Here is a 12,988-nt window from a genome sequence, read left to right as displayed (position 1 = left end):
AACGCCCAAGGATTAAGCATGACGATTGCTGTTGGTTCCCTTTTGCTCGACCCACCTGTTTTTCTGGCTCCTATGGCCGGAATCACGGACTTGCCGTTTCGCCGTCTGGTCGCGTCCTTTGGGGCGGGGCTGGTCGTGAGCGAGATGGTGGCCAGCCAGGAGATGGTGCAGGCAAAGCCGGGTGTTCGCGAAAAGGCGGAGCTTGGATTTGGGGAGCAGGCGACGTCGGTGCAGCTTGCCGGACGCGATGCCTATTGGATCGCCGAGGCGGCGCGACTGGTCGAGGGCAATGGTGCGAAGATCATCGATATCAATATGGGATGTCCGGCCAAGAAGGTGACGGGCGGATTGTCGGGGTCGGCCTTGATGAAGACGCCCGATCACGCTTTGTCGCTGATCGAGGCTGTCGTGGGGGCCGTGTCAGTGCCGGTGACACTGAAGATGCGGCTTGGCTGGGACGAGGACTGTTTGAATGCGCCTGATATTGCGCGGCGGGCCGAGGCGGCGGGTGTTCAGATGCTGACCATTCACGGGCGCACGCGGTGCCAGTTCTACAAAGGGCGCGCGAATTGGGCAGCGATCCGCGAGGTGAAGGACGCAGTTACGATCCCGGTGATTGCGAACGGAGATATCATTGATGTGGCATCGGCGAGGATAGCGCTTTCGCAGTCCGGGGCGGATGGTATGATGGTCGGGCGCGGGTCGCAGGGTGCGCCGTGGCGCTTGGCCGAGATTGCCCATGCGCTTGGGTGGGGGACTGCGCCGGTAGTTCCTCGAGGGCGGGCCTTTGTCGATATGGTGCGGGCGCATTTCGAGGAAACGATTGCCTTCTACGGCGTTGAGCTTGGCGGGCGTGTCGTGCGCAAGCATCTGGGATGGTACATGGATCACGCTGGTACTGAAGCGCGATTGCGCAAGGCGGTTTTGACGTCTGACGTGGATAAGGTGCGCCGTTTGCTGCCTGAAGCGATGGGCGCCGAGGTGGTCGCATGAATACGTTCCATGACATGCTTTGGCTTTCGCTGCCGATCCCTGCGTTTCTGATCGATCCGGGTGATGTCGTGGCCGAAGTGAACCCGGCCGCCGAGAGTTTTCTCAATGCAAGCGTGCGCTCGGTGCGTGGGGTGCCGGTGTTCGACATGCTGGCGATCGACTCTCCGATTGACGATGCGTTTCGCCGGGTGCGCGTGGATCAGTCCTCGTTGTTCATGAACAACGTGGATGTGGGGTCGGGCAACAGTGCGCCTGTGCGCGCGAACGTGCAGATTGCGCCCATGACCGGTATGCCGGGGTTTGTGCTGGTGCTGATGGAGCCGCGCGGCTTGGCGGACCGGTTAGGGCGGTCATTGTCGGTGAAATCGGCGGCGAAGTCGGCGATCGGCATGGCCGAGATGCTGGCCCACGAGATCAAGAACCCGCTGGCAGGTATCACGGGCGCGGCGCAGCTTTTGAGCATGGGGCTTTCGGGGGATGATCTTGAACTGACCGACCTGATTGTCAGCGAGAGCCGCCGGATCGTGAAACTTCTTGAACAGGTCGAGCAGTTCGGCAACCTGCGACCGCCGGAACGCAAGGCAGTGAATGTGCATGACCTTCTGGATCGCGCACGCAAATCGGCGATGATCGGTTTTGCCGCGCATATGTCGATCCTTGAGGAATACGATCCGTCCTTGCCGTCGACATTTGTTGATGGCGATCAGATGCTTCAGGTGTTCCTGAACCTGTTGAAGAACGCGGCCGAGGCCGCTGGCGATACCAAGGGCACCATTCGCATCCGGACGTTTTACGACATGTCGCTGCGCCTGCGCCGCAAGGACGGAACGGGGTCATTGCCGCTTCAGGTCGAGATCATTGATGACGGCCCCGGACTGCCCCCTGAGATTGCTCAGGACGTATTTGATCCCTTCATTTCGGGGCGCGAGAACGGCACCGGGCTTGGACTGGCCTTGGTCAGCAAGATCGTTTCGGACCACGACGGCTGGATCAGCGTCGACAGTGTTCCGGGGCGAACTGTTTTTAGAATTTCTTTGCCTGTTGCGCCGAAAGACGACTGACGCGTAGCCGGGAAACATAACGAGGAGGCATTATTTCATGGACGGCACCATTCTTGTCGCGGACGACGACAGAACCATCCGAACCGTTCTGACGCAGGCACTGACGCGCGCAGGCTGCAAGGTTCATGCGACATCGTCCTTGGTGACGCTGATGCGTTGGGTCGAAGAGGGCAAGGGTGACCTTGTGATCTCGGATGTGATGATGCCGGACGGCAATGGCTTGGACCAATTGCCTTTAATCGCCGAGCAGCGGCCTGGTTTGCCGGTGATCGTGATTTCGGCGCAAAACACGATCATGACTGCCATTCAGGCGACCGAAGCGGACGCCTATGACTATTTGCCGAAGCCGTTTGATTTGCCGGACCTGATGAAACGTGCGGCGCGTGCGCTGGAAGTGAAGCGTCGCGCGCCTGCGCCGCGAACCGAAGCTGCGGACAGCGATACAGGAGAGGATTTGCCTCTGGTCGGGCGTACGGCCGGAATGCAAGCGATTTACCGGCTGGTTGCGCGGGTGATGAACGCGGATTTGCCGGTTCTGATCACCGGAGAGAGCGGCACAGGAAAGTCGCTGATTGCGCGCGCCATTCACGATCTGTCGGATCGCCGGACTTTACCTTTTGTTGTCGCGACGGGAAGCGATCTTGCGCAGATGGAGGGGCCTTCAGCGCTTATTTCGCGTGTGCGCAACGGAACGCTGTTGTTTGACGAGGTCGGCGATCTGGACGAGGACGCGCAGGCACGCATTGTTCGGATGCTGGACAGTTTCACCGATAACGCGCCGCGCATCATGGCGACCAGTCAGGCCGATCTGGCGCTGAAGCTGGATCAGGGCAAATTCCGGTCGGATCTTTACTATCGGCTTGGCGGGGTGACGCTGGCGGTGCCGTCGTTGCGGGAACGCGTCGAGGACATTCCGCTGCTTGCCACGCATTTCTTCGCGCGCTCGGAGCGTGACGGTCTGCCGATGCGTCGGTTTGCTCAGCAGGCTCTTGAGCTTGTGCGGGCTTATTCCTGGCCGGGCAACGTGCGTCAGTTGGAAAACACGATCCGTCGGTTGTCGATCACCGGCGGAGAAGAAGAGATCAGCCGGGCTGAAGTCGAGTTGGTGCTGGGCAACCAGCCAGCGATCGAGCCTTTGACCGGGGGCAGCGACCGCGAGAAATTGTCGACCTCGATCGAAAAGCACCTGCGCCGGTATTTCGACCTGCATGGTGGCCAGCTTCCGCCGCCGGGGCTGTATCAGCGTATCTTGCGCGAGGTTGAGCTGCCGTTGATCGAGATCGCACTGGATGCGACGGGCGGAAATCAGGCGAAATGCGCCGATTTGCTTGGGATAAACCGCAATACGCTCAGAAAGAAGATCACCGATCTCGATATCCGCGTGACACGGAGGCGTAAATTGATGTAAAACCGCAACAGAGAGTGGCCAATCCGTAACTGTGGATAAAGTGTCGCCAATATAGAGCGGTCGCCACCTCTTGGTGGCACATCATATGGAGGGTCCGGGTGGCGGGGCGCGCGCGGGCATTAACTTGGCAAAAACTGAACCGTCTGAGGCGGGTACGCCGTGTACAGAACGCGGCAACGCTGGGTGTGGTGCTGCTGGGGCCGGTTCTGGCACTGGCGACTTTCCTAGCGCTGGGGCCATTGGACCGGACGTCTTCCGCGCTTTCCCTGCGACTCGTTTTGCTGGCGGATCTTGTCTATGTGCTGGTCGTCGCAGCCTTGGTATTTGCGCGCATCGCCTCGATGATCGCCGCGCGGCGCGCGAAATCGGCAGGTTCCCGCCTGCACCTCAGATTGACCGGGGTCTTTGCGGTCATCGCGCTTATTCCGACGGTCACGGTGGCGATCTTTGCGGGTCTGACGATCAATATCGGCCTTGAGGGCTGGTTTTCGGAGCGGGTGCGCGGGGTTGTCGGTGCGTCCTTGTCGGCCGCCGAAGCCTATCAGGAAGACCAGCGCCGTGATCTCAGCGAAGACGCGAATACGCTGGCGCGTTTCCTGAACACGGCGCGCACGCGGTCGGTCTTTGTGTCCGATGCCGAGTTGCGCCAGCTTTTGGGACAGGGTCAGGGTCAAATTCAGCGCGGTCTGCGCGAAGCCTTCGTGATCGACGGGACCGGAGACATCCGCACGCGCGGCGAGCGATCATATCTTTTTGATTTCGAAGAACCCGCCGAGGCCGATATTGCCGCGGCGCTGGAGGGTCAGACGGTTATCATCGAAGACCTCACCACCAACGAGTTTCGCGCGCTCTTGCGCCTGACCGCGTTTCCGGACCGGTTCTTGTACGTCAGCCGGGTCGTGGACGGTCGGATTCTGGGATTGCTGGACGAGGCTGAAGAGACGGCGCAGCTCTACACGCAGCTTGAGGCGGAGCGAGGGCGGGTCGTGTTCGAGTTTGGTCTTTTGTATCTGGGTTTTGCGGTCATTCTGATCCTGGCGGCAATCTGGCTGGGCCTGTGGTTTGCCGAGCGATTGTCGCAGCCGGTCGGGCGATTGGCGGGGGCCGCGCAGCGCGTCGGTGCAGGGGATCTCGATGTTCAGATCCCCGAGGAAAAGGGTGAAGACGAGATCGCCATGGTGGGACGTTTGTTCAATCAGATGACCCGGCAACTGAAAGGCCAGCGCGATGCGTTGCTAAGCACCAACCAGCAGATCGAGGAACGGCGACGGCTGTTTGACTCGGTGCTGTCGTCGGTGACGGCGGGTGTGATCGGGCTGGATGGTGAGGGGCGTGTCAGTTTCATCAACCGTTCGGCCGAGCGCATCTTGCGGGCAGAAGGACCGACTGACATCGGCGCGCCGTTGCAGGTGGTCGTGCCCGAATTCGTGGCGTTGCTTGAGATGCTCAAAGAGAGCGGCGGCGAGACGGCTCAGGACGAGGTGCGGCTGTCGCGCAAGGGAGTGGCGGAGACATTGCTGGTGCGCATCGCGGAACGCAGCGGTGAGGTTGGTGAGAAGGGGTATGTGATTGCCTTCGACGATGTAACGGACCTTGTGACCGCGCAACGCATGGCGGCTTGGGGCGATGTGGCGCGGCGGATTGCGCATGAGATCAAGAACCCGCTGACGCCGATTCAGTTGTCCGCCGAGCGTATCCGTCGGAAATTCGTACCCAGCGTTGGCGAAGACGGGCCGTTGTTGGAGAGCCTCACCGATGTGATCGTGCGTCAGACCAACGATCTGCGTCGGATCGTGAATGAATTTTCCAAGTTCGCCCGTATGCCCGAGCCAGAAACGGCGATGAATGATCTGGCGAAACTGGTGGCGGATGCGGTCTTGTTGCAGGAAGGCGCGATGCAGGGTGTGTCGCTGACGTCCGACCTGCCTGAAGAGGCCGTCCTGGCGGACGTGGATTCGACGATGATCGGGCAGGCGCTGACGAATTTGATCAAGAACGCCAAGGAAGCCATTGATTCGCTGGAAGAAAAGAAAGGCTTTCCCGAGGGTTTCGAGGGGCGGGTGCATGTCGCGATGGAGGTTCTGAACAGCCAAGTGCACATCACCATCAGTGACAACGGTATCGGATTGCCGGAGGACCGCTCGCGGCTGTTTGAGCCATATGTGACCACGCGCGAGTCCGGCACCGGACTCGGGTTGCCGATCGTCAAGAAGATTATCGAAGAGCACGGAGGCACGTTGGCGTTGGTCGATGCGGCTCCTTTGGATCAGTCGGGCCAAATCGGCGCGGCTGCAGTGATCGTGTTGCCGCTTTCGGCGACGCAAAGGAAATCCGGTGATCTGGCGGTCGCCGAATGACAAAAACATGGAGGCATTGATGGGTGATATTCTCATAGTGGACGACGAGCGTGATATTCGTGAGTTGATTTCCGATATTTTGAAGGACGAAGGCTTTACGACGCGCCTTGCGGGCACATCCGACGAGGCGATGGCGCAGATGAACAAGGAGGCGCCGTCACTGATGGTGCTCGATATCTGGCTGAAAGACAGCGATATGGACGGGATCGACATTCTGAAGGCGGTCCGGCGCGACAACCCGGATGTGCCGGTGATCATTATCTCGGGGCACGGCAACATCGAGATCGCGGTGGCAGCGATCAAGCAGGGTGCTTATGACTTCATCGAAAAGCCCTTCAATATCGATCAGTTGATGGTGGTGATCACGCGCGCAATGGAAACATCGCGGTTGCGTCGCGAGAACTCGGATTTGCGGCGCAAGGATGTAACCACGACAGATATGGTTGGATCGAGCCAAGCGTATCGCACCTTGCGCGCACAGCTCGACAAGGTGACCAAGTCGAATGGTCGCGTGATGCTGACCGGGCCGGCTGGGTCGGGCAAGGAAATTGCCGCGCGGTTCGTTCATGCGCATTCAAACCGTGCCGAGGGGCCTTTCGTGACAGTGAATTCGGCTTCGATCGAGCCCGATCGGATGGAAGAGGTCCTGTTTGGCCGCGAAGGCACTGGGCGCGGCATCGAGCCGGGGCTTCTGGAGCAGGCGCATGGCGGGATCATTTTCTTTGACGAGATCGCTGACATGCCGCTTGGGACGCAGTCTAAGATCCTGCGCGTCTTGACCGAGCAGCAGTTTCAGCGTGTCGGCGGTGGTGACATGGTGCGGGTTGACCTGCGGGTGATTTCGTCGACCACGCGCAATCTTGAAGAGGAAGTGAAGAATGGCACCTTCCGGCAAGAGTTGTTTCATCGTCTGAACGTCGTACCGATCGACGTGCCGTCGCTGAGCGAACGGCGCGAAGACATTCCGGAACTGGCGGAGTTCTTCATTTCGAGCTTCAACAAGTCGCAAGGCATGCCGCTTCGCGCCTTGTCGGATGATGCCATTGCGATGTTGCAAACGATGTCTTGGCCCGGAAACGTGCGTCAGTTGAAGAATGTGATCGAGCGTGTGCTGATCCTCGGGGCCGACAAGGGCGATATTTCGGCGTCTGAAATTCCCGGTACATCGAATGAAGTTGAGGAAACCGATGATAACCGCGTGGTGCTTTCGGGCAGTTTGGCGACCTTGCCTCTGCGCGAGGCGCGCGAGATGTTCGAGCGTGAATATCTTCTGACGCAGATCAATCGGTTTGGCGGAAACATCAGCCGGACGGCGGGATTTGTGGGGATGGAACGCTCGGCGCTGCACCGCAAGCTGAAGTCGCTGAACGTTGTGACCTCGAACCGTGCGGGTGCTAGGTTTGCCGCAGTTGTTGAAGAGGCGGAAGAAGACGCGTGAGGCGGGTGCCATGCGTCATGATCTGACGTTGCGGCGTCTCTTGATTGCCGGGCGGAGCCGTGTCACGAAGAACGCCGTAGCGTCGGCCGAGGGGCAGATATGAAGGTTATCATCTGCGGAGCGGGTCAGGTTGGCTGGCAAATTGCGCGTCACCTGTCGGGTGAACGCAACGACGTGACCGTTGTGGACTATAACGCCGATCTGGTGCGCCGTGTGACAGACGCGCTGGATGTGCAGGGTATCGCGGGCCATGCGAGCTATCCGGATGTGCTGGAGCGGGCCGGTGCGCGAGATGCGGACATGATCATCGCCGCGACCCATTCGGACGAGGTCAATATGGTGACCTGTCAGGTCGCGCATTCGGTTTTCAACGTTCCGCGCAAAATCGCGCGACTTCGGGCGCAAAGCTATCTGACGGCGATTTATTCCGACCTGTACCGGCGCGATCACCTGCCGATTGACGTCGTGATCAGCCCCGAGCGAGAGGTGGCCGAAGCGGCTTTGCGGCGTCTGTCCGCGCCGGCGGCGTTCGATACGGAAATGTTCCTTGACGACAAGGTGCAACTGCTCGGGATCGCGCTGGACGACGATTGCCCTGTTCTCGATACGCCATTGCGGCAGTTAACGGATTTGTTCTCGACGTTGCGGGCCATCGTGGTGGGGGTTCGTCGAAACGGACGTTTGTTTGCACCCGAACCGGGTGACCAGTTGTTTGCTCACGACCAGATCTACGTGATGAGCCATGTCGATGACGTCACCCGGACATTCGAGATTTTCGGCAAGGTCGTGCGGCGCCAGGAACGCGTCGTGATTATCGGTGGCGGAAATGTGGGCCTTGCCGTGGCCAAGGCTCTTGAGGGGCGCACCGAGCGCCTGCGTGCCAAGATCATCGAGCGTGACCGTTCCTGCGCGGAACGCGCGGCAGATGCGCTGGAACGCACGATTGTTCTGAACGGCGATGGTCTGAATTCGGAACTGCTGGAAGAGGCCGGTGTCGGGCGCGCGGACGCGGTGCTGGCGGTGACGGACGACGACAAGACAAACCTTTTGGTGTCGGTTCGTGCGAAACAGGCGGGCTGTCCCTTGACGATTGCCTTGGTCAACGATCCCACGCTTTTGCCGTTGATGGATCCGTTGCATATCGACGCCTACATCAACCCGCGCGGCACGACGGTTTCCTCGATCTTGCGTCACATCCGACACGGGCGGGTCCGGGGCGTTTACTCGATCGGAGACGCGGAAGCCGAGATCATCGAAGCGCAAATCCTTTCCACTTCGCCTTTGTCCGGCAAGCTCATACGTGAGATCGAATTTCCCGAGGGCGTTCTGGTTGGGGCCGTGATGAAGGGTGAGAAAGTCATCAAGCCGACAGGTACGACGAGGATCGAGGAAGGCGATGTCATCGTGGTCTTCACGATGGCGTCGGATGTGCCGGAGGTCGAGCGGCTGTTTCAGGTCTCGATCGACTTCTTTTGATGCTTTGGGCCACACGACTGCCGCTTATCGTCCTGCTTGTCGGGCTGGGCGCGCTGGCGATGCTGGTGCCTGCGATCCATGCCTATGCCACCCGCGATCTCGAAACGGCTCGGGCCTTTCTGTATTCCAGTGTCATGTTTCTGTTCCTGTTCGCGATGATTTCCGTTGCGACGTCTAACTACAGGATCCGGCGGCAGGGGCGCAGTCATCTGATTTCGCTGTTCGCGCTGTTTGCGATCCTGCCTGCGATGCTGGCGCTTCCATTTGCCGAGATCGTGACGGACACAAGTTTTGGCAATGCCTACCTTGAAATGGTGTCCAGCCTGACGACAACCGGTCTGACCCTGTTCGAGGCCGAGCGTTTGCCGCCAAGCGTCCATCTTTGGCGCGCGCTTGTCGGGTGGCTTGGCGGCTTTTTCATGTGGGTTGCGGCCATCGCGATTTTTGCGCCGTTGAACCTGGGTGGTTTCGAGGTTGTGGCGGCCACCGAGTCAGCTCGCGACCAAAGGGGCGGTGTCGCGCGGCTGGATCATATCGGCGAGCCTTCTGAAAGGCTAACGCGCTTTGCGTTCCGGCTGGCGCCGATCTATGGCGGGCTTACGCTTTTGCTTTGGATCGTTTTGATGATGGCGGGAGACAGGCCTTTGGTCGCGATTTGCCATGCGATGGCAACGCTTTCGACCTCGGGTATTTCGCTAATTGATGGCGGCGTTGCGGGGGCGTCTTCCGGGTATGGCGGCGAGGTCTTGATCCTGATTTTTCTGCTGTTCGCATTGTCGCGCCTGACGTTCACCTCGGACGGTCGTCAATATGGCTGGATTGCGTTGCTGCGCGACCCCGAGCTCCGTCTTGGTTTGTCGCTGATTGCGGTTCTGCCGATGCTCCTGTTCCTGCGGCACTGGATTGCGACCATCGATGAAGGCGCAGAAGTCAGTTTGTTCGAAGGCATCATCGGTCTTTGGGGCGCGATTTTCACCGTGGCCTCGTTTCTGACGACCACCGGTTTCGAAAGCGCGGCGTGGGGAGAGGCGCAGGTCTGGTCTGGATTGGATGCGGCCGGGCTGGTTCTGATGGGGCTGGCCGTCTTCGGAGGTGGCGTTGCGACGACGGCTGGCGGCGTGAAGTTGTTGCGGGTCTATGCACTGGTGAAACACGGCCAGCGCGAGATGGAAAAGCTGGTCTCGCCTTCGTCGGTTGGGGGGTCGGGGCAGGTTGCGCGGCGCTTTCGCCGACAGGGGGCGTACGTGGCCTGGGTGTTCTTCATGCTGTTCGCGCTGTCTATTGCGACGGTCTCGACGACGCTGGCCTTCTTCGGCCTTTCTTTCGAGGAGTCGCTTGTGCTGACGATCGCGAGCCTGTCCACGACGGGCCCGCTCGTAAGTGTCGCAGCCGAGACTCCGATTGATCTGCTTGCTTTGGCGCCTGGGGCGAAGGCCATACTGGCTGCGGCTATGGTATTGGGAAGATTAGAGACTTTGGCAATTATCGCTTTGCTGAATCCGGAATTCTGGCGCTAAGTATGCTCAAAATTTAGGCTGTTTGAAATTTTATTTTGGGGTGGCAAGTCTTTTAGATGCGCTTCATAGTGTTCTCATAAGAAAAGCGTCGCGATGGCGTTCGTACGCTTGCAAGAAAAAAGGCAATAATACTCATGGCTTCGGATAGACAGAATTTGCAGGATGCATTTCTGAACCATGTCAGAAAGACCAAGGTTCCGGTGACCATCTTTCTCATCAATGGCGTCAAGCTTCAGGGCGTGATTACATGGTTTGACAACTTTTGCGTTTTATTGCGCAGGGATGGCCAGTCTCAACTCGTTTACAAACATGCGATTTCCACGATCATGCCCGCGCAGCCGATCAATCTTTATGACGGCGAAGAATAAGCGTGGGTGACACAGATACGGGGGCGACGCGTGCTCTCGTTCTGCACCCGGACGTAACAAGCGACGGCGCGCGGCGTGATGCGTCATACGCGCTGGATGAAGCGGTGTCGCTTGCGGTTGCATTACCCGGACTTCAAGTTGTGGGCGCGAACACTGTGCGGCTTCCGAAGCGGACGCCGGCGACGCTGTTTGGGTCAGGCAAAGTGGAAGAACTGGGACAGCGGATCAAGGCCGAAGAGATCGGGTTGGTTCTGATCGACGGGTCAGTGACTCCGGTGCAGCAGCGCAATCTCGAGCGGGCCTGGAAAACCAAACTACTTGATCGCACGGGCCTGATCCTTGAAATATTCTCGGACCGCGCGGCGACGCGTGAAGGTGTATTGCAGGTCGAAATGGCGGCGCTGACCTATCAGCGCACGCGGCTTGTGCGGGCCTGGACGCACCTTGAACGCCAGCGCGGCGGACTTGGTTTTGTGGGCGGTCCCGGTGAAACGCAGATCGAAGCCGACCGGCGCGCGATCGATGAACAACTGACGCGCCTGCGGCGGCAGCTGGAAAAGGTTGTAAAGACACGCACTCTTCACCGCGCCGCGCGCGCCAAGGTGCCGTTCCCGGTTGTCGCTCTCGTGGGCTATACGAACGCCGGCAAGTCGACGCTGTTCAACCGATTGACCGGCGCGGATGTGGTGGCCAAGGACATGCTTTTTGCCACACTCGATCCGACGATGCGGGCGATCAAGTTGTCAACCGGGCGTGAGGTTATTCTCTCGGACACGGTGGGGTTCATCTCGGACTTGCCGACCCAGCTTGTCGCCGCGTTCCGCGCGACGCTGGAAGAAGTGTTGGAGGCGGATCTGATCTTGCATGTGCGCGATATCTCGCATCCCGAAACCGAAGCGCAGTCTGCCAATGTGCTGGGCATTCTCGGCGATCTTGGCGTCAAGGAAAGCACGCCTCAGATTGAGATCTGGAACAAGATCGATGCTTTGGGCAACGAAGCACGCGCCGCGCGCGAGGCCGAAGCCGCGCGAAAGGAGAATATTCAAGCGATCTCGGCTCTGACGGGCGATGGCGTCGAGGCGCTTGTGCAAAGCGTGACGGAAATGCTGGATAGCGACCGCCAGCTTGCGACGCTGAAGATCGACCATTCGGACGGAAAAAAGCGCGCCTGGGTTTACGATCAGGGGATCGTCATTTCTGAAAAGAGGACCGAGGATGGCATCGAGCTGACGGTGAACTGGACGCCAATTCAGGCGGAGCGTTTCTCGCGGCTGTAAATGGCTTCGCGTAGCACGGCGGCTTCCCGCGAAGTGAGGCAGGGATAGGCCGTTTTCTGGGCTATCCCTAACCCGAGTATCGCACGGATATCGCCGGCGTCTTCGGGTGATAAGGAGGCAAGTGCAGTGTCTCCGGGGTATAGGCTTTCGCTGGCGCAGCCATTGGCTTCGATCACGCTGTGGGTCCGACAGAGGATATGGACATAGGTCGTGTCCTCGATGGGCCCGGGACGCGCGAACGGCGTGTCGCGCGCGGCGACGAATGCCGCGTCGACGCCAAAGAGCGTTTGAAGTTCCGGCGCACGTAGAAGAATTCGGTGCTGCGGCGAGACGAGAAGATCTGCGCTGGGTTCGCCGGGGGCAATCGCGCCTTCCGGGATCATTATCGGGCGCAGCTTGTCGAAGGCGCGAATTGAAGGGGCTTGGAAGGACAGGCTGCCGATGAAAAGGACCGGGACGGGCAGATTTCCCTCGGCGACGATCTGATCGCCAGCTTTCAGGGTTTCGATGGCAACCGGGCCGGTTGGTGTCTTGATCCGGGTGCCGGCCACATAGCAGACGAACAGGTCCTGCAGGTTGTGCGCACCGTTCGGGAAATCGTTCATGATATCGAATGTATCTTGGGAATCTGTAATAGCGTTCGGGCCATCCGGATCGAACAGAAAGCTGCGCAGGAAGAACAGTCTCTTGCCAGTATCGAGCGTCAGAATGACGACTTCTTCGCCGCGCAGATCGGTATTGTTGGGGCCCACGCCATTGAGCTTGTTGGTAAACGGCAGTGTGCCGCCAAACTCCATCATGAAAGATATGGGGCCTGAATCAAGTGTACCGTCGCCGTTGGTGTCGAGGTAAATGACCGTGTTCGGATCGACCGATCCATCAAGCGTGAAATTGAGCTTGAGATCCCCGTCATCAATTCCGTCGTTGTTGGTATCGGCACTGAAGGTAAGCAAAGTGGCTGGCTGTTTTTTGACATTGGAGGCGTTCAGCGATGCGTTCGCCGCAGTGCTGCTGTCGCCTCGGACCCAGACTGAAAGCGGCATCTTTGCTCTCCTAATTCTTGCACCACTTTAGCCGGTTCCGCGCGTCACAA

10 protein-coding genes are annotated in these 12,988 nt (G+C 59.3%); 9 read left to right on the top strand and 1 reads right to left on the bottom strand.

Annotation, left to right across the window (positions count from 1 at the left end):
• Window positions 1-18 precede the first annotated feature (18 nt).
• From dusB to hflX, 9 genes are all read left to right on the top strand, one after another.
• A complete protein-coding gene (gene dusB / locus BOA8489_RS01820; protein ID WP_093972255.1) occupies window positions 19-993 on the top strand; it encodes a tRNA dihydrouridine synthase DusB in 975 nt (324 codons plus the stop codon).
• Window positions 990-2,054: a two-component system sensor histidine kinase NtrB gene (locus BOA8489_RS01815; protein ID WP_245813622.1), complete on the top strand. Its 1,065-nt coding sequence runs from the start codon at window positions 990-992 to the stop codon at window positions 2,052-2,054. Before dusB ends, BOA8489_RS01815 begins: the two co-directional genes overlap by 4 nt.
• A 37-nt stretch (window positions 2,055-2,091) precedes the next feature.
• The gene (locus tag BOA8489_RS01810; protein WP_093972254.1) at window positions 2,092-3,462 is read left to right on the top strand and encodes a response regulator; all 1,371 of its coding nucleotides are present in this window, start codon (window positions 2,092-2,094) and stop codon (window positions 3,460-3,462) included.
• 98 nt (window positions 3,463-3,560) lie between these two features.
• A complete protein-coding gene (locus tag BOA8489_RS01805) occupies window positions 3,561-5,819 on the top strand; it encodes a sensor histidine kinase NtrY-like (protein WP_093972253.1) in 2,259 nt (752 codons plus the stop codon).
• A gap of 19 nt (window positions 5,820-5,838) precedes the next feature.
• On the top strand, window positions 5,839-7,257 hold the full coding sequence (ntrX, locus tag BOA8489_RS01800) for a nitrogen assimilation response regulator NtrX (RefSeq protein ID WP_093972490.1): 1,419 nt from the start codon (window positions 5,839-5,841) through the stop codon (window positions 7,255-7,257).
• A 99-nt stretch (window positions 7,258-7,356) separates the two neighbouring features.
• Window positions 7,357-8,733, top strand: a complete 1,377-nt coding sequence (trkA, locus tag BOA8489_RS01795; RefSeq protein ID WP_093972252.1) for a Trk system potassium transporter TrkA — start codon at window positions 7,357-7,359, stop codon at window positions 8,731-8,733.
• The gene (locus BOA8489_RS01790) at window positions 8,733-10,250 is read left to right on the top strand and encodes a TrkH family potassium uptake protein (RefSeq protein WP_093972251.1); all 1,518 of its coding nucleotides are present in this window, start codon (window positions 8,733-8,735) and stop codon (window positions 10,248-10,250) included. The genes trkA and BOA8489_RS01790 overlap by 1 nt, the downstream gene beginning before the upstream one ends.
• A gap of 134 nt (window positions 10,251-10,384) precedes the next feature.
• Entirely contained in the window at window positions 10,385-10,618 is a 234-nt protein-coding gene (gene hfq / locus BOA8489_RS01785) for an RNA chaperone Hfq (RefSeq protein WP_093972250.1), read from the top strand.
• Window positions 10,619-10,620: 2 nt separating this feature from the next.
• A complete protein-coding gene (hflX, locus tag BOA8489_RS01780; RefSeq protein ID WP_093972249.1) occupies window positions 10,621-11,895 on the top strand; it encodes a GTPase HflX in 1,275 nt (424 codons plus the stop codon).
• Here hflX and BOA8489_RS01775 read toward each other — a convergent pair.
• Window positions 11,868-12,938: a Hint domain-containing protein gene (locus tag BOA8489_RS01775; RefSeq protein ID WP_093972248.1), complete on the bottom strand. Its 1,071-nt coding sequence runs from the start codon at window positions 12,936-12,938 to the stop codon at window positions 11,868-11,870. The two genes, hflX and BOA8489_RS01775, sit on opposite strands and share 28 nt — an antisense overlap.
• Window positions 12,939-12,988: the final 50 nt, after the last annotated feature.

This window comes from Boseongicola aestuarii (assembly GCF_900184815.1).
GTDB lineage: Bacteria > Pseudomonadota > Alphaproteobacteria > Rhodobacterales > Rhodobacteraceae > Boseongicola > Boseongicola aestuarii.
The sequence above is the reverse complement of the archived record's forward strand: the minus strand, read 5'-3'. Positions and strand labels throughout refer to the sequence as shown.